The following is a 23,749-nucleotide window of genomic DNA, read 5'->3' as shown; positions in this document are numbered from 1 at the left end:
GGGGGCCGTTTCTTTACTGCCGTATAACCATCAAGAAGTTACTTTTTAAAGATTATTTTCATGGGTTGATATGGTTGTATATACGGTGCAGGACACCAATCTTCTTTCACCTTATTTTGTTTATCGTCGAGATAATTTACTTTATATGTCCGATACCCATAGGGAGAATTTTTAATTTCTATAATCTTAGAACGTTCTCCATATGCAAAAACTAAATCTCCTAATTCATATACTCCCACGGTCTTATCTCTAATGATCGAAGATGACCTAGCCTCATTCTCTAAGCTTTTCGAAATCTCTTCGCATTGAGATGCGACTGGTTTACCCATAATTTGATAACATCGGTCAATTATCAAATAGATTAGAAGTCCTATTCTTTGAATATGCATTCTCCATTCATCAAGTGATAAGTTATTATCCAAACGGCTGGATCTGAAATGTATGTTTTCGCTTGAAGTTCCAAATATCCAATAGTAAGAATAACCGCAGGTAATTCGTTCAGTATTAGTCAAAGAAAGAAGGGCTTGTTTAAAACGAGATCGAAACGAACTCAAAATATTTTCTGCAGCCAATTGTTTAACCGTTGAACGCAAAATCGGACGTTGGTTTTTCAAATACCAACAAGAAACCAAGTCAACCTTAGATTCCGCATCATGAATCCATTGGATTTGGGATTTTGTATAGTCTTGGATACGGAGACTAGATTGTCCCCAAAAATCATAAAGGTCTTTGTCCATCCCTGAGTTGTGTGCCAAATCTTCAAGTAATAATAAGTGACGATAATATGCTTGATCGTTTGTTGAAGAGAATAGAACCAAATTTATTAATAGCTCAAGTAGACGTCTGATACGCATATGCTGTTCTTCAAAGACACTAGTAGTCACCAGTCGAGAAACCAATTTCTTCTGGGGTGGTTTAGTCTCATGATCTAGTAATTCCCGGAGACGCATTAGATGTGTGGATGCTTTCGTAACCTCATCTAGAGCGATGTAAAGAAAATAACTTCGGCAATCATTCGATAGTCGACTATCGAAAGTAAGGTATTCCTTTTCTTGGATAGAGAGATGTTTACGGAGCTCTGATACGCAACGGAGCCCGCCTGTAATCGGAATATCCCACATTGGATCAAACCCATTCTTTGCGGAATCTATCACAGCGAGCTCCTTTTACGAGTTGTTCTTATGGTTTCTATATGGTGTTTGCCACCCCCTGTTAGTGAGTGCGGGGGTATTGGACGGTATAACCATGGAAATAGTAGGCAAAAACCCAGCCCTTTTATTATCCAGTTGATTATAAGGGCGTAAACACACGGCGTAAAGGCATTCCGTTTTGGATCACTTCGCACGGTGATAAAACTGAATCAGCTACCAAACACGATACACTGTAATTAGTTAAGTGGTTTAGGCCAACTGTTTCAAAATTTAAAAAAATTTTGGTCCAGGAACGGGGATGCTCCCTCCGGGCACCCGTATTCGGCACGTTTGCTCACGATTGCCAAATGTAACATTAGGGCTCTAATGTTACATTAATGTGCTTTTAATATAACGAACCAATAAGCCATGGGAACACAGACACTATGACCTATCTTATTCAATACCGCCCAAATGCTGGTGGATTACATTGATACAAATCCATTCTGATGGTAATATGCCCTAACGAAAAACGTCTAGCTTCTGTGGCGGATTTCCAAAATTATTCCTACGTGGAGAGAGTGCTATATGCCAAGGATTTTCGACAATATTGAGTTAGTACTTCTCCGCGCTCTTCGCGATTCTCTTGAAGTCTCCGAACGTGCAGATTTTTGCGTCGGTTACTTCAATCTGCGCGGTTGGAAACACATAGATCAATACATCGAGCCGTGGTGTGGCGGTGAAGAGGCATGCTGCCGCCTGCTTATCGGTATGCAACCCTTGCCCCGAGAACAGCTTCGTTCGCTGATGGGCTTATCGCAGCGTGGAACGCCCGATCAGCAGGAGATACTCAGGCTAAAAAAACAGGTGGCTCAAGAATTCCATGACCAATTGTTGATAGGGGCTCCGACGAACGATGATGAAGCAGGATTACGCCGTCTCAGCGCCCAGTTGAAGGCTAACAAGGTCTTCGTCAAGCTTTACTTGAAGCAGTCGCTTCACGCCAAACTCTACCTGCTTCACAGGACCGATCCGAACAACCCATGCGCCGGTTTTGTTGGCAGCAGCAACCTCACTTTCGCTGGTCTGGCGACACAGGGTGAATTGAACGTAGATGTGCTCGACCAGGACGCATGCGAGAAGCTCGGAAAGTGGTTTAACGAACGCTGGAATGACCGGTGGTGTCTCGATATCTCTGCAGAGCTCGCCGAGATTATCGATACCAGTTGGGCTCGTGAAAAGCAGCCTCCCCCCTATCACATCTATCTTAAAATGGCTTACCATCTTTCCCGGGAGGCACGCGCAGGTCTTTCCGAGTATAAGATTCCGGCCGATTTCGGCGACCGGTTGTTTGAGTTCCAGACGGCCGCTGTAAAAATTGCCGCCCATCATCTCAACAAACGGGGCGGCGTTCTTATAGGAGACGTCGTCGGATTGGGGAAGACACTGGTAGCAACCGCACTGGCGCGCATTTTCCAGGACGACCAGTCGCTGGAGACACTGATTATTTGCCCCAAGAACCTCGTAAAGATGTGGCAGGACTATGTCGATCGGTATCGAATCATAGGGAAAGTCGTTTCGTTGAGCCGTGTGATACAGATACTGCCCACATTGCGAAGGCACCGTGTGGTGATTATCGACGAGAGCCATAACCTACGTAATCAAGAAGGCCGCCGCTATCGTGCCATTTCGGAATACGTGCAGGAAAACGAAAGCAAGTGCATCTTACTTACGGCCACGCCCTATAACAAGACTTATCTGGATCTTTCCGCGCAGTTGCGACTGTTTTTAGCTGAAGATAAAGATATTGGCATTAGACCTGAGAGAGCGATAAAAGAGATAGGTGACACCGAGTTTATCCGCCAGCACCAGTGTGCTTTGCGATCCCTGGCGGCTTTCGAGCATAGCGTTTGGGCGGATGACTGGCGCGACATTATGCGCCTTTATATGGTGCGTCGCACCAGGAGTTTCGTTCAGGACAATTACGCGGAGCCGGATGAGACTGGAAGAAAGTATCTGCTTTTCGAGGATGGTTCGAAATCATATTTTCCGATGAGGGTACCCAAAACCGCCAAATTCAAAATAAGAGATGATGACCCGCATGACCAGTACGCGCGTCTGTACCAGAGCAAGATCGTCGACATCATTAACGTCTTGAACCTACCCCGCTACGGCTTGGGGGAGTATGTAGTGCCAAAACCCGTCCCGCCACCTACCTCCGCCGAAAACAAGATATTGCTAGATCTATCCCGCGGCGGTAAACGATTGATGGGCTTCTGCCGCGTGAACCTATTTAAAAGGCTGGAGAGTGGCGGTCCGGCGTTCCTACAGTCCATCCATCGCCATATCCTGCGAAATTATGTGGTGCTCTTCGCAATCAGGAACGGTCTTGATATCCCTCTTGGTGCGCAAGCCGCGGAACTGCTGGACACGCGGACGTCCGACGCCGATCCCGACGAATCTACGGCTGTGATGTTTGATAATGATGAAAACGAAGTCTATACCTCGAATCTGGATATCAACCACATTCCTACCGAAGCGGACTTTTTGAACCAGGCGGCAAAAACTTATCAATATTATGCGGGACAAGGCAAGAACCGCTTCAAATGGCTGCGATCCACAATATTCAAAAAAGACCTTGCCATTCACCTTGAAGCCGATGCCAGGGCGCTCATCGCTGTGTTAAAACTCTGCGGAATTTGGGATGTCAGCAAAGACTCAAAACTAGAAGCACTGATTAAGTTGGTCAACGAGCAGCATCCGGACAACAAGGTTTTGATTTTCAGCCAGTTCGCAGATACCGTAAATTACCTGTCCGAGCAAATGGCAAAATTGGGGGTCAAAGGAATCCAGGGCGTGACCGGGGATTCAGCAGATCCAACCATGGATGCCTGGCGGTTCAGCCCCGAGAGCAACGAGAAGACAGCCGTCTTTCCTCCCGATCAGCAAATCCGCGTATTGGTAGCTACTGATGTCCTGAGCGAAGGCCAGAACCTGCAGGACGCGCATATCGTGGTCAATTTCGACTTGCCCTGGGCCATTATCCGGCTGGTACAGCGCGCCGGGCGCGTGGATCGCATCGGACAGAAAGCAGAAAGGATTTTATGTTACTCCTTCCTGCCTGCCGATGGCATAGAACGCATCATCAAACTCCGCGCCCGGGTGAAGCAACGTCTGCAAGAAAACGCCGAGGTGGTGGGTACCGACGAATCTTTCTTTGAGGATGATGACGGGAAACAACCTATCATGGATCTATATAACGAGAGAGCCGGTATTTTTGACGGTGAAACTGATACAGAGGTAGACCTGTCCTCCTACGCCTATCAGATATGGAAGAACGCCGTCGATACCGACCCATCACTTCTGAAAACCATCTCTGATCTGTCTGACGTCGTCTATTCCACCCGCGGGCATGAGAGTAAAGCCGGACTGCCGCAGGGTGTACTGGTATATGTTCGAACGGCGGAGGGCAACGATTCTCTGGCCTGGGTGGATAAAGAGGGCAAGAGCGTCACGCAGTCCCAGTTGCGAATTCTCGATGCGGCTTGCTGCGAGCCGAAAACACCGGCCATACCCCGCCGAGGGTACCATCATCACCTGGTTGAGGAAGCTGTTAAACAGGTGTGCGCCGACGAAAAACTGGTAGGTGGGCAGCTGGGACGTCCCTCGGGTGCCCGCTTCCGCACCTACGAACGCCTTAAACGCTACGCCGCTCAAGTTCAAGGAACACTGTTCGACCGCGACGAGTTGCACAAGGTTATCGATGATGTTTACCGCTATCCATTGCGTCAAGCCGCCATCGACACGCTCAATCGTCAGCTCAAGTCCGGCATTGGTGACGATACTCTGGCCGAACTGGTTATTGCCCTGCGCGCAGAAGACCGCTTGAGCATCGTAATCGAAGAAGAAGTCGAGGCTGAGCCTCGTATCATCTGCTCGATGGGGTTATTTTCCGAGAAAGGTTAACCAATGACTGAAGCCGTTGCATCTCTGCGCCAAAAGCTGAAAACGTGCAATCTCCCGGCTCTCTTCATTGAGGAGCTCGGCTGGAACCACCACCGCGCCACGCCTCTCATTGTAGAACAGGACGGTCATAGCTATGTTTTGAGCGCCGTTGCTGAGAAGCACGGTATGGTGGCTTATGAATGCCAGCCGGGAATTGATGGAAGGATACCTAACTACGTTACCCGCGGCAAGATCGACCGGAAGGTGGCCAAGAGCGCCCATGAGCATATCGTTATTTTTGTTGACCGGGATAGGACAACGCAAACCTGGCAATGGGTCCGGCGCGAGAAAGGCAAGCCTAGTGCCCGCCGAGAACATACCTACACATGTGGGCAAACGGGCGACTCCTTAATCCAAAAGCTGCAGACGCTCATGATCAGCATCGAGGAAGAAGAGAAACTGACCATCGTTGACGTACTCAGCAAAACCCGCCAGGCATTCGACGTTGATCGCGTGACTAAACGCTTCTATGAGCGTTTCAAGGACGAGCATAAGGCTTTCCTCTCGTTCATCCAAGGAATAGAAGCAGTGGCCGACTGTCAGTGGTACGCATCCTTGATGTTGAACCGCCTGATGTTTATTTACTTCATCCAGAAGAAAGGTTTTCTGGACGGTGATATGGGGTACCTGCGCCACCGTCTGGAGATAGTGCGTGGCACACAGGGCAGTGACAAGTTTCATTCATTCTACCGCGCCTTCCTGTGCCGTCTTTTTCATGAGGGTTTGGGGCAACGCGAAAGCGAACGCACCATGGAACTAAAAATGTTGCTGGGGAAAGTTCCATATCTCAACGGCGGCCTTTTCGACACCCACCAACTCGAGGCCGCAAATCCCGATATCCAGATCCCGGACGAGGCTTTCGAGCGGCTTTTCGATTTCTTCGACGATTGGGAATGGCATTTGGATATTCGGATCAACCGTCCTGGTAACGAGATAAATCCCGACGTGTTGGGCTACATCTTCGAGAAGTACATCAACCAAAAAGACATGGGAGCCTATTACACCAAGGAGGACATAACCGAATACATCAGTAAAAGCACCATCGTGCCATTTCTGTTCGATATAGCAGCGAAGAAATGCGCCGTCGCTTTCCAGCCTGGTTCCTCTTTGTGGCGTTTGCTCAAGGATGATCCTGACCACTACATCTACAACGCCGTGAAGAAGGGCGTTGATCTACCTCTCCCGGCAGATATCGAAGCCGGGATTGGCGACATGTCCAAAAGAAGTGGTTGGAATCGTCCTGCGAACGATGAGTTCGCCCTTCCAACTGAAACCTGGCGCGAGCATGTGGCGCGCCGTACGCGCTGCCTTGAGGTGCGTGCCAAACTTGCAGCCGGTGAAATTCATTCTATCAACGATTTCATTACCTATAACCTCGACCTGCGCCAATTCGCTCAAGATGCTATCGCGGAGTTCGAAGGGACCGAATTGTTGGCCGCATTTTATCAGGGCATCGAGCAGATATCGGTTCTCGACCCCACCTGCGGTTCAGGGGCTTTCTTGTTCGCAGCCCTGAATATCCTAGAGCCCCTTTACGAGGCTTGTCTCGACCGTATGGAGGTCTTCGTCGGGGAGCTGGACTCGTCCGGCGTGATACACCACCCTGAGAAGTACTCCGACTTCCGCAAGGTGCTTGATCAGGCTAATGATCGCTCTAGACACCCTTCCCGTAGCTATTTCATCTTGAAGTCCATCGTTCTCAAGAACCTGTATGGCGTGGATATCATGGCCGAGGCTGTCGAAATCTGCAAGCTTCGGTTGTTCCTAAAATTAGTCGCCCAGGTGGAGCGCTTCGAAGATGTAGAGCCACTGCCGGACATTGATTTCAATATCCGTGCCGGCAACACATTGGTGGGTTTTACGTCGCTGGAAGCTGTTAAGAAAGCCATGACCATGGCAGGCGCCAGTTTCCGCATGTTATCGCCCGACGATCTGGCCGCGCTCACGCGCATCAACGAAAGCGCTGAGTTGGCCGACAAGGCATTCACTCGGTTCCGCGAACAGCAAACCGAATATGGCATGCAGCCGAACCATTATTCGGATGCCAAAGGCGAACTACAGGCGCGGTTGGCTAACCTTCGGGATGAGCTTAACCGTTACTTGGCGACCGACTACGGCGTAAATCTAAATAGGAAGACTGAATTCGATAGCTGGCGTGAGAGCCATCAGCCGTTCCATTGGTTTGTGGAGTTCTACCGGATAATGGTGAAGAATGGCGGTTTCGATGTGATAATCGGAAACCCGCCATACGTCGAGTACAGTCAAGGTAAATTTAAGTATAATGTTCGTCTTGATTCGTTGACAACGTCAAATACCGGCAACCTTTATGCTTTTATCTATGAACGCACACTGAAGCTGGCGAGAGAGAAAGGTTTTAACGGAATCATTGTTCCAATAAGTTCAACATCTACACCACGAATGGAAGGATTCGTAAAAGCCTTGTATCAATCGGTTAGCACCGCATGGATTTCAATATACGCCGTTAGACCCAGTAAATTATTCGTTGGCGTAGACATGAACCTAACTATAATTATCAGCAAAGTTACCAAGGGTGCAAAGCAAAATCTCGTCTACACCACGACATATTTGAGATGGAACCCGGAATATCGAGATTTTTTGTTTAAGAATCTTTGCTACGTATCCACCATCGGTTTTCCGAGACTATTCCCATTCGCTGAACCCAAGATAAGGTCGTCAATCGAATCAAGTATCATGAATAAAATCTTGAGTGAACATATTCTTCGAGAGCTTGTTTCTCCCAACAAACATACCACAGGTCAAAAACTTTGCTACCGGACAGCGGGCGGTCGTTATTACAAGATCTTCATGGACGTTCCATTTGAGTCGGAGAGTAAATGCAATAAAGTTACTTGTTTGTCCGAAGAAACCGATGTCAGAGCGGTGTTAGCTGTATTGAGTTCGAATCTCTGGTGGTGGTATTACACCTTGCACTTCGATATGTATAACTGTAAAGACTATATGATTTTCAGTTTCCCCTTTTATTTCGAGGCAGAGGAGCCTTTAATTAGAGAGCTTTCATGTTTGGGTAAACAACTGGTTCTTGATTTACAGAAGAATGCCAAAGGGCGAGTTCAAGATTACGCAACAACTGGAAGCAGGGAACAGACGATATTTAATCCAAGTGGGTCAAAGCACATCATTGATGAAATAGACCGTGTCCTCGCGAAGCGTTACGGTTTTACCGAAGAAGAACTTGACTTTATCATCAACTACGATATTAAGTACCGCATGAGCGCGATGTCCGATGCCGAAGAATAATAGCGGGATTGGAAACCAGGCAAAAAGGACCCCGTTGCCAATCGTCATTCCTGGGATAACCAAATCCGTTTTCTCCCTCGGGGACACCAACAATTGTCAGATAGTGCAACCTCTGCTATTATTCTGATGGATAGAGACCAAATTTGTTTTGTAAGTTGGCGTTGAAATAAAACTGTTGGCTCGATTTTACAGTCCCTTCGGATGGTATGTCACACTATCACAAAGGAGGGCAATAATATGAACCAAATCATACCTGCTGGTGCCTATTCCGTTTCTGAAGCGACTACGTACATCTACGGTACGTTTCCCAAACGCATGCGCGAATGTTCTAAGCTTCATTTAAATACGCGCCATCTACATTGGTGGATTAAACAAGGTTTATCGGGTGGTTATCTTGGTGGATATGATGCCAAGCACTCATTTATAAATTTTTATGACCTAATAACGATGCGAGTGATAGCGACATTACGAGCGCATGGAATTAAACATCGGGAAATTGTCCAAACCGATAAAATCCTTAAGAAACAATTTGGATGGCAATACCCGTTTGCAATGGCTGAGTTTTGGAGTGCTGTACCCAATATTTTTATCAAGATTGGTGACACACCAGTAGCTGCTTCTAGATATTTACAATCAGCCATGGATTTCTTTACAGAATATATGAAACCTACGCATGGGCTTACATTTGATTTAGGTGGATTGGCAGGAAAATGGGAGCCAAAGCAAGATATATTATTAGACCCTCAAATCCAGTTTGGCGAACCTTGTATAAGCGGAACTCGTATTCCCACACAAGTATTGTGGTCATTTCATGAGGCTGGTGATAGTGTGGATTCTCTTGCTTACATGTACGTGATTTCATCGAAAAGGATTAAAGAGGCCATTGACTGGGAAGACCAAATCCAGAAAGCAACAAAACAACGTCCAATTTCTACTTGATGAATGTTTGCCCCGTCAGATAGCGACGATTCTCAAATCAGTGGGACATCCTATCATAAGTTGGCATGATGAATTTGTCGGGGAACAAGGATTGCAAGACCAATATTTGATACCTTACCTTGGTGGCAAACAATATGTTTGGATAACAAAAGATATCAGAGCCAAAGTGGAACACGAACAAGCCATAATTACGTCCCAAATTAGTGTTGTATGGATTGCAGGTTTAGAGCGAACAAAGAAGAATCATATCAGCGTGTCTGATTTACATTTGATGCTTACAACAAAGCTTCAAGAAATCAGATCCAAGATAGAAAAAAGTAAAAGTCCTCTGTATTTTTTGTTAACCCTAAAAACAGGGAATGATGACTCAGGTAATATCCCAAGATTGATTCCTACAACTCTAAGCTCTTTTTTTAAAAAGCTAAGTTAAAATATCTATGATATTTTAACTGGACTTGCCTGAACCGCTTTCTTGCGAATTTTGTTATCGTCTTGGCATTTCATATATTGAAAGCAGTGTATTCTGTAGCCTTCAATATCGCCTCCATAATAACAAAGCACTCCACACTCTGGGCAACCACAGGCCCTTATTGTTTCAATGCTTCTCTCAACTCTTTTTTAAGTCTCTTGCGGGCGGTCTTTCCTAGGCGCCATTTGCGGCATGTAGCTTCCAAGCCAAGTGCCCGGCCGTCGTGTAGCACCTCCGGCCATTTACCTCGTATGATCTTTCCCTCATTGCCTGGAGTGATATCGTGCCCGCAATTGATGCAGCTGGAAAACTCCACTACCGGGTCATTAGCGAAACTCCCGCCACACCGGGGGCACTTCAAAATCTGAAAGCGGAGGGTCATTTTAATGGCTCCCAGACGATCTAAACATTTTGTTACAAAACACCCCCTGCAAAATGGATTATTTTTAATCGCGACCAGGGCCCAGAAATTGAATGTTGCCAAAGATGTGTTTTGTAACATATTCATCAACCGTCACCCCCTCGATCTCAGCAGCCCGGCTGAGTCTTTTATGCGCGAAACCGCGGCTCATTTTCAGCCCGGTTTCCTCCCGGATAATTTCAGCAGTTCTTGCCCACCGCCCACGCCCTTCACCTGCCTTGTGGTAGGCGTTACAAACTTTAGCAACGTCCACTTCGGCGGGTCTGCGACCGAATACCTTGCCCTCTTTACGCGCAAGGGCTAATCCGGCGTTGACTCTCTCCCTGATCTGGTCTCTTTCGAACTGGGCAAACCCTGCATAGATGGTCATCATCAGATCCCCGGCCGGACCAGCAACAGAAAGTTCGGGTTGGGTCATAAAATGGATATCCAGTCCGTAACCCCGCAACATTTTGACAACAGTCAACGCCATAATGGTGTCCCGGAATGGTCGGTCTAGTTTCCAGGCTATCAAAGCATTGAATCGGCGGGAGGCTGCGTGTTTCATCAACCGCGCCCAGGCATCACGGCGGTTAAAATCAGCAGCGGATGCCTTATCGACATACTCCCCGATAATTTCCCACCCCTGGCGCTGGCAGTATTCCCTCATGGCACTCAGCTGCACTTCCGGGTTCTGGTCTTTATCCCGGGTGCTGACTCGGGCGTATAAGGCGACTTTCATCAATTCAACCCCCTTTTTTCTTGTGTCTAATAACTCCTGACAACCCCTGTAAGTTTTGCCATTACTTACACCTGTAAGTTGTTTTGTAAGTTCTATAAGTTTTACGTTCAAAACCTGTAAGTTTCCCTGTAAGTTGCTCAACTTACTTACAGTTCCCCCCCTTTAGGGGGAACACTGTAAGTTGTAAGTTTGTAAGTAAGTTTAACCACTATAAGTAAGTCCCCAGCGTCCATCGCCAAGTTTCATAATTTTGTTTTTGTCTTTAAGTCTCTTAAGGGTGACCCATGCATTGTTTTTGGTGATGCCCAGTGTTTCGATGATTTCCTCTTGAGTGACAGCACCTTCTTTTAGAAGGCTCATTATTTGTGTTTGTGTAGATTGAGATTTCATAAAATCACCAACGTTTTCCGGCTTCTGATTAGTGGCGATCAGTGAGTGTGCGATACCGTTGTCGTCGATGTCGTCAAACTGGAAGTGCAGGCCGAGTGGGTTGTGTATTTTAGCGAATGGCGGAGGCTTGCGGTTATAAAGAGCCATTTCAAGGCAGTCCTCACCAGCATCTTGGGATTTCTTGACCTCCCATACGCAGCGGGCTTCAGCAGTGTAGTATTGATTGCCGTAGACAGTACGTTTGGCGCCGTCGCCCTGATCCTTTCTGACGTGAGCCAGTATGAGGCTAGTAGTTTTAAGTTTGCGCCAAGCATTCCAGAAGTTCAGGGCCGGCTCCGTGGCGTTGAGATCTCCACCGACGGCCATGCCCAAGGAATCAATGATGGTTATATCGGCTTTGGTTTCGACGCACCACTCGACGATCTGCTCTTTGTCCTCGTGTAACGGTCTCTGACAGCGTCGGTAATGATAGTAGAACGGACCGGTTTCCATGCCTCTCTCGATACAGCGGGAGGTCCAAGCGATGGTGTTGCGGTCCGTCTCCCAGTCGAGGTATAGCACGTTTAGAGGTTGTGCTGGCTCATCCCATCCCATAGGGTTGAGGTACCAAGGCAGTGTTACCGTTGCCGCTATAAGCTGCGCCACTAATGATTTGCCGGATGACGGGTCGCCAAAAAATATGGAAGGATAATTTTTAATCAGGAATGGTTTGAGCAGATACTTGGGCGGCTCAATATCGGTCTGGGATGAGTCAATCTCCACCGCGGATTCACCGCGCCGTTGACGTTCCAGCGTGTAATAACAAACCTGCTCCAGTAACCCGTTCCAGTTGAGATCCAGCCCGGATGTCTTTTCGGAAAGCGTTTTGACCATCCTGGTACGGGCGATATCGGACGAGAAGTTGAAGGTCGAGCGGTGAATATGATTGGCGCTGACGGCCGGGGACGTGGAAGAAACCGTCACTTCCCCTTTCAGGTCATCTCCGGAGAATTTCAGGCGTCGGCACTCAATCCGTACCTGCTCCTGTGTCCAATCGTAGTCATAGCCCCCTATAGTTTCAGTGATCTGAGGCAGGCTCATAACTGGACACCTACCTGTTCACGTTTCTGTTGGGCGCTCAACTTGTCAATCTGCCGCTGAAGGTAGCCTATCTGCCGGCGCAGGGCGGCAATCTCATCGGAAGTCGAGGGTGCGGGGGTGGCAGGGTTTTGCTTCGGCGCTGGATCTTCCGGGTAAAGATAAGGCGTGTCCTGCCGGATAGGCGGCCCCATGAACGGATTGCCGTTTGGAAAACAGTGCTTGGATCGGAGCCGGCCGTCTTTGGATAGAAAACATGACGGGACATGTTCTCCGGCATTGTACCGGCGGCGGGCTTCGTCGTAATTCATAACAACCTCTCCAGCCCGGGCTTTAGAATCACGTTTGGGTGGTCATGCCGCAGCAGCTCGATAAACTCCCGAAGTTTGGCACGCGGCGGCTCAGGTAGTCGGTGTCCGTAATTATCGGCGCCGATGAAGATGTAATCCGGCTCAATCGTTGCCAGCCAGAAAGCAAACACCGTCGGGCTGAAGTCCATCACCGGTTCGATTGATACGATTGTTCTGCGGCCATATTTCAGTGTTAGTTCTGCCATGGCCTCGAAACGCTGAATCGGCGCCGGGGCCTTGCTGTAAGGGACCCGGTAAGTGGTCTCTAAGGTTGTGCCCAGCCAGCAGTTCTTCGGAAATACCTGTCGGCCATATTTTTCAATCAGATTTACAAACACCCGAGGGTTTTTGGATTGCATATAGAAATTAACCTGTGGCCGGGTCCTGATCCGCTCGATGACCCGAAGGATATTGGCTTCCGGCTGGCAGGCTATATCGCCCATGTAACCGACAAAAACCCACTCGCCGGGATGGAAAGGCTTGCGCATTTCCCGCTCAGAAAACCCCGGAGTCATGCCAATGGCATACCTGGGGGTGTTACGGAGCCGAGTTTCCACCAGCGTCTTGACGGAGCAATAAGAACAGTTAAAACGGCACCCATGCACGACGTTCCACGTCTTCATCCGCTTGCCGTCTATTTGAAACATTCTGCTAACAGCCATAGAACAATGCCTCGTTTCTGAAAATCTCGGTCTTAGTAAGCTAATTCACGCTCTACTGCCCTGAGAAAACGTTGCAGCCCATCGGCGGAAAATTTGCCTGGCGGCAAAGGTGAGTTGAAGTCATCGAGATCTGCTTCGATATGGCAGTTTTTCTCGAACCAACGCTTAACCTGGTAGTTTCGGATGTCATGATGCCAGACTTTCATCTTGGCCCGATCCCATAACTCGATAAGTTCTTTTTCGGTGACACCATCTTCCAGCCGGACCTTATCTCTGCCCGGGGTGCCGCTTTCTCTTTCCTGTTCGATTCCCAGCCTGATGACTACTATCACTCCCTCGGTCGGCATGATGAACCTCCTCCTTCTGAATCTGTTGCTTCGTTATCGTTGTGGTTGGTCAGCAAGCCTTCTTGCTGCCCGATAGCAATGGCCAGCTCGCAAAGATTACGCAGCCTCTGCCGGATCAGCAGAGTTTCTTCGACTGGTGCCGGTAACTCGCAGCACTGGCTTTCCTGCTGCTCAACCGTCTTAGTCGCCATCGTCGCTTTCCTCAAGGATGAATATGTCGTCGAAGGTTAGGGGAGCGAGAGCGTCCTGAATCTTCCCCCGCATCTGTGGCGACGGATTTCTGGCCCCGCATATGATCTGAGAGAGGTAACCGCTGCAGACCCCGACCTGAGCGGCAAACATGTTTTGCGTCATGTTTCGCCTGGCGATGGCCCGCAGCATAGCCGCCTTGTTGATTCTGACTGTTATTACCACCATTTCGTTTTCCCCCTTGAAGACGCTTGTTTTGGGAAAAAATAAAGGCGCTTCGGGCCATTTCCAGCCCTAAGCGCCTATCGTTTTCGATTCGGCTTGTTATTCTGTTAGTTTAGCTTGATGTCTTTCTTCATCGTCACCATTACCGGTTTGCCGTCTCTAACTGCTATCTCGATTTTGCCCCAGCCAATCTCCCGGCATACCTTTAAAATTTCAGGGTTATGCTTGAAGAGATCTTCCAAGGGGGCCTCGACGGCTTGCATGGGCTTATTATAAGCCAGGTTTTTCGGGTGTGTCAAGCACTAAAACCTTGATATTTCACGTAAGTGCTTGCTATACATTAGCAATTGTGTTACAGTACTGTAAAAACAGGGAAGGAGGTGAAATATGGAAGAATCTAATTTCGGCCAATTCCTGAAGGGTTTACGCAACCGAAGGCGCATGTCCCTGCGCGATGTCGAGAAAGAATGCGGCGTCTCCAACGCTTATATTGCCCAGCTGGAGAAGGGAGACCGCCCGCCACCGCGGCCGGATATCCTCAAAAAGCTGGCCCGGGCTTACAATGTCACGGTCAGGGAGCTTCTGCTTGAGGCCGGCTACATGGACGAGCCGGAGGTGACCGCTACCGCCGAGGAGCGAATCGACGCGGCTTTCCAGTATGTCCTGGCTGACCCCGATTACAAGCTTGGCACCCGGATCAGGGGTGAAAGCCTTGACGTCGAGGGGAAAAAAGGTGTTGTTATCACCTACGAAACTCTGACGGGAAAAAAGATACTGTCTGTCTAAACTAACTACACATAGGGAGCGCGATGCCCGTACCACCCAGCCTGAGCAATCTCTGCGGCCATATCCTCGAGTATGAAAAAGGCCGACACGCCACCGACCCGGTGCGCCTGGGTGCTGTCTTCAGAGATTATGCCGAGCTTGAGCGCACACCAACTCTGATTGAAACCGTTGAGCTGATACGGTCTTTCGGCATCAATATCGAGTCGGTAGGCTACCTGAAGAGCGGCGGCACCAGCATGAAAGCCAACGGATCGTGGTACATCCATTATTCGGCGAGTGACAAGCCGGCCACTCAGAAATACACCATCTTCCACGAGCTTTTTGAGATCATCCAACAAAACATCGGTGAGCTGGACTCGGATTACGTCGTAATGAGCGAGCCGCGACTCAGCCAATATGCCGACCGCTTCGCTGCGGCGGCGCTTATTCCGCCGCGATTCTTTTTAGATAGAGCCAGTGTCGCTGGTTTCGATCTGGTCGCGCTCGGTGAAGAACTCGAACTTTCCCATCAATGCCTGATGATTGCCTTCGGTCAGCATTTCTCAGATGTGCCGCTGGTCGGTGCCCTCTACGAATATCTTCCGGAGAGTGAAAACGGCGCCAGTCCGGAAATCAAAGATTTCACAGCAACCGTGGTGGCTAAAACACCGCAAGCCAGAGGCATAAAGTCTTTATGCTCGCTGCAGACGGTGCCGTCACGAAATAGCCGTCCCCGCGCAGGGTCACTGGTATGCGCCGCGGTAAGGGGCGGCAAGTCTCTGCTCTGGAGGAGTGCCCGTACTGAAGAGTCACCGCTCGTACTGGTGCGGCCGCTTCTCTCAGCCACACAGGGGCCATACCGGGTGATATTGTTGGCTGTACCTGGTGATGAGTTTGGCCTAATCTCTTCCCAAGCAGAAGGCATCGACCCTATACATGTTAGTGAAGAGCACTCATGTCCGTCGGCAAAAAGCTGCCCGATTGCCGATGAATGCAGCTGGAACTTAGGAGGAACTTACGATGAGTTCGGAATTTAAGAAAGTAGCCATCTATGCCCGGGTGTCTACTGAAGAGCAGGCAGAGAGGGACCTGTCGATTCCTTTTCAGCAGGAGCGCTGCCGCTATCATGCCCAAGGTAAAGGCTGGGAGGTAGTGAAGGAATTCGTCGATGCCGGTGAAAGCGCTCGCACCGACAAGCGGCCGGATTTCCAGCAGATGATAACTGCCGCTAGAGCGAAGGAGTTTGATGTCATCCTGGTACACAAGCTTGACCGGTTTGCCCGCAACGACTTCGACTTCGTAACTTATGAGAAAGAGCTTGAGGAACTGGGTATCGTTTTGGAGAGCGTCAGTGAGCCCGGCGATGCCTCAACGCCGGCCGGTTACATCTCCCGGCGCATGATGCAGGTCATCAGCTCTTGGTACTCCAAGAACCTGGCAGTCGAAGTCACAAAGGGTATGCAAAGAAGAGTCGAGACCGGCGGTTGGCCCAAGAAGGCACCCTTCGGCTATCTCAACAAGCATGACGCCACCTCTGCTTGGATTGAGGTCGACCCCGACAATGGCCCTTTCGTTACCCATGCATTTAATGAGTTCGCCACCGGCAAGTGGACACTCGAAGGATGGGCCGATCACGCCTATTCCCTGGGACACCGAAGCCTGAATGGTAATCGCATCTGCAAACAGGCTTGGAGCAAGGTATTCCATCATCGTTTCTACCTCGGTGAGACATGGCTGAAACCCGGCGATATCCCTATCAAAGGCAACCACGAACCGCTGGTGGATGCAGATACTTTTACTCGAGTACAGCAGGTCATGAGGCAGCATGACAAGAATAAACAGCGTACCAAGCGCCATCAATATCTGCTGCGCGGTATGCTTCACTCAGTCGATGCCGACAGCCCTTGCTGGGCGGAAACTAACAATAAAAAGAAATTAAGCTATTACCGCAGCCGCCGTAAAATTAACGGCAGTCAGGTCTTCTACAACAGCAAGGACATTGAGTGCCAAATCCCGGCGCTCTTTAAAAGCCTCACCATCACCGAAAGCACCCGAAAGGTGCTGAGGGAGCAGATGGTCAGTTTCTTTAACGAGGAACTGGAAGGCAATGGTCATCTGAAGGCTTCGGAAGCCAGATTGGCTAAGCTGGAGCGGGTGGAGAAGAATCTGCAAAAGCTTTACATGGAAGAGGATATTTCGATCGCGGATTTCAAAGAACACCGATCACAGATTGAGGCGGAAAGGTCGAAACTAAAAACCAACGTTGGTAGCCTCAGACAGCGCCAGCATCTGGTCAAGGCCGACTTTGAAGTAGCCCTGCAACTGGCCACTCAGTTTGATTTCCTGTACGAACACGGCAATTTCGACCAGAAGCGACTGCTATGCGAGACGGTTCTGAAAAAGCTTCATGTTGAGGGCGGGAGGATAACCAAAACCGAATACAACGCGCCCTTTGCCATAATAGCCCGAGCTAACGCTGGTTCGGTAGCTGTCTGCAATGGTGGAGCTGAGGGGATTCGAACCCCTGACCCTTGCGATGCGAACGCAATGCTCTCCCAACTGAGCTACAGCCCCATGCAGACGATGATTATAGCACAATCGTTGAAGGGAGTATCTAGTAATGGGCGGCCCCGCACGCGGAGCCGCCCTGAATTATCAACGGTGTCCGGGGATTATTTTACCTTGGGTTCTTCGCCGGGATGCAAGCCGCGCCATTTCTCCAACAGCGCGTCATGAGTCTCCGGGTAAGCCTCATCGGGGACGCAGCTGTCAACCGGGCAGATTTCAGCGCATTGTTTTGTGGAAAAGGAACCGACACATTCGGTGCACTTGGTCGGGTCGATGACATAGATCGTCTCGCCCTCGCTGATGGCGGCATTGGGACACTCGGGTTCACATGCGCCGCAACTAATGCACTCTTCGGTAATTTTGAAAGCCATTTCTGTTTTTTTAACCTCTCGCCGAATTGGTATTCTCCATTATAACGAAAAACTTACCTTCGGTAAACAGCAGCCCCAGCCGCGGTCTGCGGTACCAAAATACATCAATTTCCATCGCCACCTCCCGCCCCTCTCCGGAGGCATGAATTGAAATTTGAAAGCCGTTGGCTGGGTACTGAAAAATGACTGCTAACTCCACCATCATTGACGCGGCTCGGCCCATCATGCAAAATGGGCATATGGGATATATGAGGATCATCGCCGGTGAGTGCAAAGGCCGCCCTATCAAGGTGCCGGACCGGCGCGCTACCCGTCCGGCCACAGAGCTGGTCCGCGGCGCTATTTTTTCGATGCTGGCCAATCTCACGGAGGATTGGGATCTCGTTCTGGACCTTTTCTCAGGCTCCGGCTCGCTCGGCATCGAAGCCCTCTCACAGGGCGCCGGGCATGTAGACTTCGTGGAGCAGGAGCGCGCCTGCTGCGAGGTCATTCGGGAAAACCTTAAAAATTGCGGCCTGGAAGATCGCGCCGCCGTCCGCTGCGCCCCGGTCGAGCGGGCCCTCGGCTTCCTTGACCGCACCTATGACATCATCCTGATGGATCCACCTTACCGTCGTGAGGACATCGGCAAATTTCTGGATAAGCTCGCCCGAACACCCCTCGTCGGCGCGGGTACCTGGCTGGTCATCACCCATTCTCCACGTGTCACTCTCGACGAGGTCTACGCCGACCTCAAAATGCACAAGGAACGGCGCCACGGAGATTCCGTCATCAGCATCTACCATAAGGAGGCACCGGCATCATGAAAATAGCCTTATACCCCGGTTCGTTCGACCCCGTCACAGCTGGCCACCTGGATATCATCCGGCGTTCGGCCCGCCTTTTCGACAAGATCATCGTCGGCGTTTACGACACTCCGGACAAGAAACTCCTATTCACCACCGCGGAACGGGTCGATCTCGCCCGCCAGGCCGTCGCCGATCTGCCCAGCGTGGAGGTCAAGTCCTTCACCGGCTTGATGGTGGAGTTCGCCCGCCAGGAAGGAGTGGCCACCGTCGTCCGTGGTCTGCGAGTCAACAACGACTTCGAGCTCGAGTTCGACATGGCCATGATCAACCGCCGTCTGGCCCCGGAGATAGAGTTGGTCTGCCTGCTGGCTTCCCCGGACTACCAGTTCCTGTCGTCGAGCATCTTAAAAGAGGTTGCCCGTCTCGGCGGCGACGTCGAAGGTCTGGTCCCCCCCTTCGTCGCCGACGCTGTCCGCCTGAAGGTTAAATAAACCAAAAAAACACCGTCATCGTGAGCCTACGGCGAAACGATCTCGATGCCAACAGTAAAAGCATGAAGTGTGGAGTCATAAGAGAGTACCGAAATGGACATCGAGAATAAGAGTCATAAATCAAAGGACGTTACGCCGTGAATTACTTTTCTTGCATACCTTTCCTCGACAAGGTAGGGTCTTCCCATGCCTAAACAACGTATCGTCTTCGTCTGTTCCGGATGCGGCCAGGAGAGCGCCAAGTGGCAAGGCAAGTGTTCCGGCTGCGGCGAGTGGAACACCCTCTTCGAGCAGGCAGTGACGGCGGTCAAACCAGCAGCGCGGCGAAGGGCTTTGACCAACGCGCCACAGGCACTGGCCAAGGTGGAGATCACCGGTCATGAACGCATTTCGCTCTCCATGGGAGAGGTCAACCGGGTGCTGGGCGGGGGGCTGGTGCCGGGGTCGCTGTCGCTCATCGGCGGTGAACCGGGCATAGGCAAGTCCACCCTGCTGCTCCAGGTGGCGGCGCAGATGGCGCAGGCTTCCAAGGCACCGGTGCTGTACGTCACCGGCGAAGAGACTAGATTTCAGATCAAGATGCGGGCTAAACGGCTGGGGATAAACGGTGACGGACTGTTCGTCCTGACCGAGACCGACCTGGACGCCATCACCACGGAAATGGACAAGCTCTGCCCGTCGCTGGTGATCATCGACTCCATCCAGACAGTCTATACGCCAGACCTGGACATGGCCCCCGGCGGCGTCACCCAGGTGCGGGAGTGCGCCGCCAGACTGGTCACCTGGGCCAAAGCGACACAGACGCCGGTGTTCATCGCCGGGCATGTCACCAAGGACGGGGCCATTGCCGGGCCGAGACTGCTGGAACATATCGTCGATACGGTGCTCTACCTGGAAGGCGAGCCTTTCTCCAGCTATCGCATCCTGAGATCGGTTAAGAACCGCTACGGCTCGGTCAACGAGGTCGGCATATTTGAAATGAAGGAACACGGCCTGGCCGAAGTGGCCAATCCATCCGAGGTCTTCCTGTCCCGGGACCGCCAAAACTGCATCGGCTCCGCGGTGGTACCGGTGCTGGAGGGCTCAAGACCGCTCCTTGTCGAGATCCAGGCGCTGACCAACGCCACCAGCTTCGGCCAGCCGCGGCGGACGGCCAACGGCCTGGATTTCGGAAGACTGATCATCATCACGGCGGTACTCTCGCGCCGCGCCTACCTCAAGCTGGGGGCACAGGACGTCATCGCCAGCGCCACCGGCGGCCTCAACGTGGCCGAACCGGCGGCGGACCTGGCGGCGGCAATCGCCATCGCCTCAAGCTACAAGAGCATCGGCGTGGACCCGCACCTGGTGGCTATCGGGGAGGTGGGGTTGTCCGGTGAGATCAGGAACGTGCCGCAGATCGAACGGCGCCTGGCCGAGGCGGCGCGGCTGGGTTTCACCAAAGCGGTGGTACCGGCGGCGGCGCGGGCTAAATCGCCATCTAACGATTTTCAACTTATTCCCGTGCGCGATATCCAGCAGGCGCTGGTGGCGGCGCTGACCGGACAACGGGCTGAAGAACGAGGTTAAACCGGGGAGTAACGCCTGCAGCGCCCTCTTAGGAATAGTAACTTTCCCTCTCAACAGCCGTTGTAAAATAGCAGAGGTGAATAAGTGGAATCATCCGCTACCCAAGCGTGATCAAAGCTGGGAACCTTTACGCCCTTCCGTTTTTGACCTATAATGGAATAGTATCCCAAGGGAGAGGAAATTTATCATGGCTAGTCGTTTCGATAAATTTTCTGAGCGCGCCCGGCGCGTCCTGACCTACGCGCAGGAAGAGGCTCAGAATTTAAACCATAATTACATCGGCACCGAGCATATTCTGCTGGGCATGGTACGCGAGGAAGACGGCGTGGCCGCCCGCGTGCTGGTGGGCTTGGACGTCAACCTGGCCAAGCTGCGCTCCGCAGTGGAATTCGTCATCGGCCGCGGCGAGAAGCCTTCCGCCGGCGAAACCGGACTGACGTCACGCGCCAAGAAGGTCATTGAACTGGCTATCGACGAGGCCCGCAACCTGGGGCACAACTATATCGGCACCGAACACCTGCTGCTGGGTCTGCTGCGCGAAGGCGAAGGCGTGGCGGCGGGCGTACTGGACAGCTTCGGCATTACCATCGAGAAGACCCGGGCGGAGATCACCCGCATCCTGGCGCAGGGCGCCGTCAGCCGCGGCGGACCGCTCAAAGCCGGCAAGACTCCCGGCAAGACACCCAACCTCGATGCCGTATCGGTGGATCTGACCGCCGCCGCTAGGGCCGGCAAGCTGGACCCGGTGGTGGGGCGCTCCAAAGAGATCGAAAGAGTTATCCAGATCCTGTCACGGCGCACCAAGAACAACCCCGCGCTCATCGGCGAACCCGGCGTCGGCAAGACCGCCATCGTCGAAGGGCTGGCGCATCGTATCATAGCCTCCGATGTGCCGGAAACTCTGGAGGGCAAGCGGCTGGTGTCGCTGGACATCGCTTCCCTGGTGGCCGGCACCAAGTACCGCGGCGAGTTCGAGGAACGCCTCAAGAAGATCCTCGAAGAGCTCCGGAGCGTCGGCAATATCGTCATCTTCATCGACGAATTCCATACCATGGTCGGCGCCGGCGCCGCTGAAGGGGCCGTCGATGCCGCCAATATATTGAAGCCGTCCCTGGCCCGCGGCGAGATCCAGATGATCGGCGCCACCACCCTCGACGATTACCGCAAGTACGTCGAGCGCGACGCCGCCCTGGAGCGGCGCTTCCAGCCGGTACTGGTGGAAGAACCCTCACTTGAGGATACTATCGAGATACTGCGCGGCATCAGGAGTCGCTACGAGGAACACCACCGGCTGGAGATCACCGATGACGCCTTGCAGGTGGCGGCGGACATGGCTGCGCGCTATATCTCTGACCGCTTCATGCCGGACAAGGCCATCGACATCATCGACGAGGCGGCTTCTCGTGTAAGGATTCGCCATCGCACCAAGCCGATGCCGCTCAAAGACCTCAAGAAGGCCGAGGATTCCTACCGCCGCGACAAGGAAGCGGCGCTGGCCACCCAGCAATATGACTTCGCCGCGGAACTCCGCGAGCGTGAATACCAGATCGCCGAAAAACGGCGCAAGATGGAAGAAGAATGGCAGCAGGAGCAGGGCCAGGATAAACCCAAGGTCACCAAGGAAGACATCGCCGACGTGGTCAGCATGTGGACCGGCGTGCCGCTGCTGCAACTGACCGGCGACGAGACCGAGCGCCTGCTCAATATGGAGGAAGTGCTCCATAAGCGCATCATCGGCCAGGAAGAAGCCATCACCACCATCGCCAAGGCGGTCAGGCGCGCCCGGGCGGGCTTGAAAGACCCGCGGCGGCCGATCGGCAACTTTGTCTTCCTGGGTCCCACCGGCGTCGGCAAGACCGAACTGGCGCGGGTCCTGGCCCAGTTCATGTTCGGTTCCGAGGACAACATGGTCCGTATCGACATGAGCGAGTTCATGGAAAAGTTCGCCGTGTCGCGCCTGGTCGGCGCTCCTCCCGGCTATGTCGGCTACGAGGAAGGCGGACAACTGACCGAGGCGGTGCGGCGCAAGGGTTACTGCCTGATCCTGCTCGACGAGATCGAGAAGGCGCATTCCGACGTGTTCAATATCTTGCTCCAAATCTTCGACGACGGCCACCTGACCGACGCCAAGGGCCGGCGCGTCGATTTCCGCAACAGCATAATCATCATGACCTCAAATATCGGCGCCGACCTCATCCGTAAAGGCTCCGGGGGCATCGGTTTCTCCACCACCTCCGATGAAAGCAAGGCCGTCGAGGTCAATTACGAGCGGATGAAGGACAAACTACTCGGCGAGGTCAAGAAGAGTTTCCGGCCGGAGTTCCTGAACCGCATCGACTCCACCGTGGTCTTCCACCCGCTGACACGGGAACAGATACGACAGATCGTGGACCTGCAACTGGCATCAGTGACCAAACAGCTCAAGGAAAAGAACATCAAGATCGAGGTTACCGAGGCCGCCAAGGATGTGCTGGGTCGCAAGGGTTACGACGAGGTCTACGGCGCCCGCCCGTTGCGGCGCGTCATTCAGAACCTGCTGGAAGACCGGCTGTCCGAGGACCTACTGCGCGGCCAGTACGGCGGCGGCGATACGGTGGTGGTGGATTCCGCCGGTGAAGGCGACGAACTGGCCTTCAGCGTCGAGCACCCCGTGTTGGAATTACCGGCGCCGGAGGAACGGCCCGCGCTGGTCGGCGGTGAAAACGGCGACTAGCTTTACAAGCACCGTCTATAAGAGGGAGCCTTGCGGGGCTCCCTCTTTTTTTGGAGATAACCCTCCCCCAGCGAGAGCTGTCGATCACTTCTGCGACAAAGGAATCCCTTGGCATCTAACGTCCTGTCCGCGCATCCCGCAGTAGAATCCCCGTACGTGGTGTAAATTCCTGGAGTTGAAAAAGCAGGCCATTGTGTGGTTTCTTGAAAGCAAATAACAACAAAGACTTTCAGGAGGTAACCACGACAATGGCCAAAGACAGGATGACACTTTTGGAATT

The 23,749-nt window shown here is 51.9% G+C and carries 22 protein-coding genes and 1 tRNA gene; 10 read left to right on the top strand and 13 right to left on the bottom strand.

What is annotated here, in order from left to right:
- Window positions 1-38: 38 nt before the first annotated feature.
- Window positions 39-854, bottom strand: a complete 816-nt coding sequence (locus ABFB09_RS07990) for a hypothetical protein (protein ID WP_347000979.1) — start codon at window positions 852-854, stop codon at window positions 39-41.
- An 864-nt stretch (window positions 855-1,718) separates the two neighbouring features.
- On the opposite strand from ABFB09_RS07990, the gene ABFB09_RS07985 reads away from it, so the two are divergent.
- The 4 genes from ABFB09_RS07985 (at window position 1,719) to ABFB09_RS07970 (ending at window position 9,783) form a co-directional block, all read left to right on the top strand.
- Window positions 1,719-5,096 (top strand): helicase-related protein, encoded by a 3,378-nt coding sequence (locus ABFB09_RS07985; protein ID WP_347000978.1) that lies wholly within the window; start codon window positions 1,719-1,721, stop codon window positions 5,094-5,096.
- 3 nt (window positions 5,097-5,099) lie between these two features.
- Window positions 5,100-8,414: a DNA methyltransferase gene (locus ABFB09_RS07980; RefSeq protein WP_347000977.1), complete on the top strand. Its 3,315-nt coding sequence runs from the start codon at window positions 5,100-5,102 to the stop codon at window positions 8,412-8,414.
- 237 nt (window positions 8,415-8,651) lie between these two features.
- Window positions 8,652-9,353 (top strand): DUF433 domain-containing protein, encoded by a 702-nt coding sequence (locus tag ABFB09_RS07975; protein ID WP_347000976.1) that lies wholly within the window; start codon window positions 8,652-8,654, stop codon window positions 9,351-9,353.
- A gap of 40 nt (window positions 9,354-9,393) precedes the next feature.
- Window positions 9,394-9,783: a hypothetical protein gene (locus ABFB09_RS07970; RefSeq protein WP_347000975.1), complete on the top strand. Its 390-nt coding sequence runs from the start codon at window positions 9,394-9,396 to the stop codon at window positions 9,781-9,783.
- A 485-nt stretch (window positions 9,784-10,268) separates the two neighbouring features.
- On the opposite strand, the gene ABFB09_RS07965 is transcribed toward ABFB09_RS07970, so the two are convergent.
- The 8 genes from ABFB09_RS07965 to ABFB09_RS07930 form a co-directional block, all read right to left on the bottom strand.
- The gene (locus ABFB09_RS07965) at window positions 10,269-10,964 is read right to left on the bottom strand and encodes a recombinase family protein (RefSeq protein ID WP_347000974.1); all 696 of its coding nucleotides are present in this window, start codon (window positions 10,962-10,964) and stop codon (window positions 10,269-10,271) included.
- Between the two features lie 201 nt (window positions 10,965-11,165).
- A complete protein-coding gene (locus ABFB09_RS07960; RefSeq protein WP_347000973.1) occupies window positions 11,166-12,434 on the bottom strand; it encodes an AAA family ATPase in 1,269 nt (422 codons plus the stop codon).
- Complete coding sequence (locus ABFB09_RS07955) at window positions 12,431-12,742, bottom strand: hypothetical protein (protein ID WP_347000972.1); 312 nt, start codon at window positions 12,740-12,742, stop codon at window positions 12,431-12,433. Before ABFB09_RS07955 ends, ABFB09_RS07960 begins: the two co-directional genes overlap by 4 nt.
- On the bottom strand, window positions 12,739-13,443 hold the full coding sequence (locus tag ABFB09_RS07950; RefSeq protein ID WP_347000971.1) for a DUF5131 family protein: 705 nt from the start codon (window positions 13,441-13,443) through the stop codon (window positions 12,739-12,741). The genes ABFB09_RS07955 and ABFB09_RS07950 overlap by 4 nt, the downstream gene beginning before the upstream one ends.
- Window positions 13,444-13,475: 32 nt before the next feature.
- Complete coding sequence (locus ABFB09_RS07945) at window positions 13,476-13,790, bottom strand: hypothetical protein (RefSeq protein WP_347000970.1); 315 nt, start codon at window positions 13,788-13,790, stop codon at window positions 13,476-13,478.
- Window positions 13,772-13,981 (bottom strand): hypothetical protein, encoded by a 210-nt coding sequence (locus ABFB09_RS07940; protein WP_347000969.1) that lies wholly within the window; start codon window positions 13,979-13,981, stop codon window positions 13,772-13,774. Before ABFB09_RS07940 ends, ABFB09_RS07945 begins: the two co-directional genes overlap by 19 nt.
- Window positions 13,971-14,207 (bottom strand): XRE family transcriptional regulator, encoded by a 237-nt coding sequence (locus tag ABFB09_RS07935; protein WP_347000968.1) that lies wholly within the window; start codon window positions 14,205-14,207, stop codon window positions 13,971-13,973. The genes ABFB09_RS07940 and ABFB09_RS07935 overlap by 11 nt, the downstream gene beginning before the upstream one ends.
- Before the next feature lie 104 nt (window positions 14,208-14,311).
- Entirely contained in the window at window positions 14,312-14,467 is a 156-nt protein-coding gene (locus ABFB09_RS07930) for a hypothetical protein (protein ID WP_347000967.1), read from the bottom strand.
- 124 nt (window positions 14,468-14,591) lie between these two features.
- Between ABFB09_RS07930 and ABFB09_RS07925 the strand changes: the two genes are divergently transcribed.
- Both ABFB09_RS07925 and ABFB09_RS07920 read left to right on the top strand, forming a co-directional pair.
- Window positions 14,592-14,990 (top strand): helix-turn-helix transcriptional regulator, encoded by a 399-nt coding sequence (locus ABFB09_RS07925; protein ID WP_347000966.1) that lies wholly within the window; start codon window positions 14,592-14,594, stop codon window positions 14,988-14,990.
- A gap of 23 nt (window positions 14,991-15,013) precedes the next feature.
- Window positions 15,014-16,006, top strand: coding sequence for an ImmA/IrrE family metallo-endopeptidase (locus ABFB09_RS07920; RefSeq protein WP_347000965.1), 993 nt, complete (start codon window positions 15,014-15,016; stop codon window positions 16,004-16,006).
- A gap of 331 nt (window positions 16,007-16,337) precedes the next feature.
- On the opposite strand, the gene ABFB09_RS07915 is transcribed toward ABFB09_RS07920, so the two are convergent.
- From ABFB09_RS07915 to ABFB09_RS07900, 4 genes are all read right to left on the bottom strand, one after another.
- The gene (locus ABFB09_RS07915) at window positions 16,338-16,853 is read right to left on the bottom strand and encodes a hypothetical protein (protein WP_347000964.1); all 516 of its coding nucleotides are present in this window, start codon (window positions 16,851-16,853) and stop codon (window positions 16,338-16,340) included.
- 51 nt (window positions 16,854-16,904) lie between these two features.
- Window positions 16,905-17,084, bottom strand: coding sequence for a hypothetical protein (locus ABFB09_RS07910; protein ID WP_347000963.1), 180 nt, complete (start codon window positions 17,082-17,084; stop codon window positions 16,905-16,907).
- 383 nt (window positions 17,085-17,467) lie between these two features.
- Window positions 17,468-17,543 (bottom strand) — tRNA-Ala (locus ABFB09_RS07905).
- A 98-nt stretch (window positions 17,544-17,641) separates the two neighbouring features.
- The gene (locus ABFB09_RS07900; RefSeq protein ID WP_347000962.1) at window positions 17,642-17,908 is read right to left on the bottom strand and encodes a YfhL family 4Fe-4S dicluster ferredoxin; all 267 of its coding nucleotides are present in this window, start codon (window positions 17,906-17,908) and stop codon (window positions 17,642-17,644) included.
- A 182-nt stretch (window positions 17,909-18,090) separates the two neighbouring features.
- Between ABFB09_RS07900 and rsmD the strand changes: the two genes are divergently transcribed.
- The 4 genes from rsmD (at window position 18,091) to ABFB09_RS07880 (ending at window position 23,469) form a co-directional block, all read left to right on the top strand.
- Window positions 18,091-18,714: a 16S rRNA (guanine(966)-N(2))-methyltransferase RsmD gene (gene rsmD / locus ABFB09_RS07895; RefSeq protein ID WP_347000961.1), complete on the top strand. Its 624-nt coding sequence runs from the start codon at window positions 18,091-18,093 to the stop codon at window positions 18,712-18,714.
- Window positions 18,711-19,187 carry a pantetheine-phosphate adenylyltransferase gene (gene coaD / locus ABFB09_RS07890; RefSeq protein WP_347000960.1) on the top strand — a complete coding sequence of 159 codons (477 nt, stop codon included), beginning with the start codon at window positions 18,711-18,713 and terminating at the stop codon, window positions 19,185-19,187. Before rsmD ends, coaD begins: the two co-directional genes overlap by 4 nt.
- A gap of 186 nt (window positions 19,188-19,373) precedes the next feature.
- The gene (radA, locus tag ABFB09_RS07885; protein ID WP_347000959.1) at window positions 19,374-20,756 is read left to right on the top strand and encodes a DNA repair protein RadA; all 1,383 of its coding nucleotides are present in this window, start codon (window positions 19,374-19,376) and stop codon (window positions 20,754-20,756) included.
- Window positions 20,757-20,943: 187 nt separating this feature from the next.
- Window positions 20,944-23,469 (top strand): ATP-dependent Clp protease ATP-binding subunit, encoded by a 2,526-nt coding sequence (locus tag ABFB09_RS07880; protein ID WP_347000958.1) that lies wholly within the window; start codon window positions 20,944-20,946, stop codon window positions 23,467-23,469.
- The last annotated feature ends 280 nt before the right edge of the window (window positions 23,470-23,749 follow it).

It is taken from the genome of Dehalogenimonas sp. THU2, assembly GCF_039749495.1.
Taxonomy (GTDB): domain Bacteria; phylum Chloroflexota; class Dehalococcoidia; order Dehalococcoidales; family Dehalococcoidaceae; genus Dehalogenimonas.
Note: the sequence above shows the minus strand (reverse complement) of the source record. Positions and strands in the feature narration are given on the sequence as shown.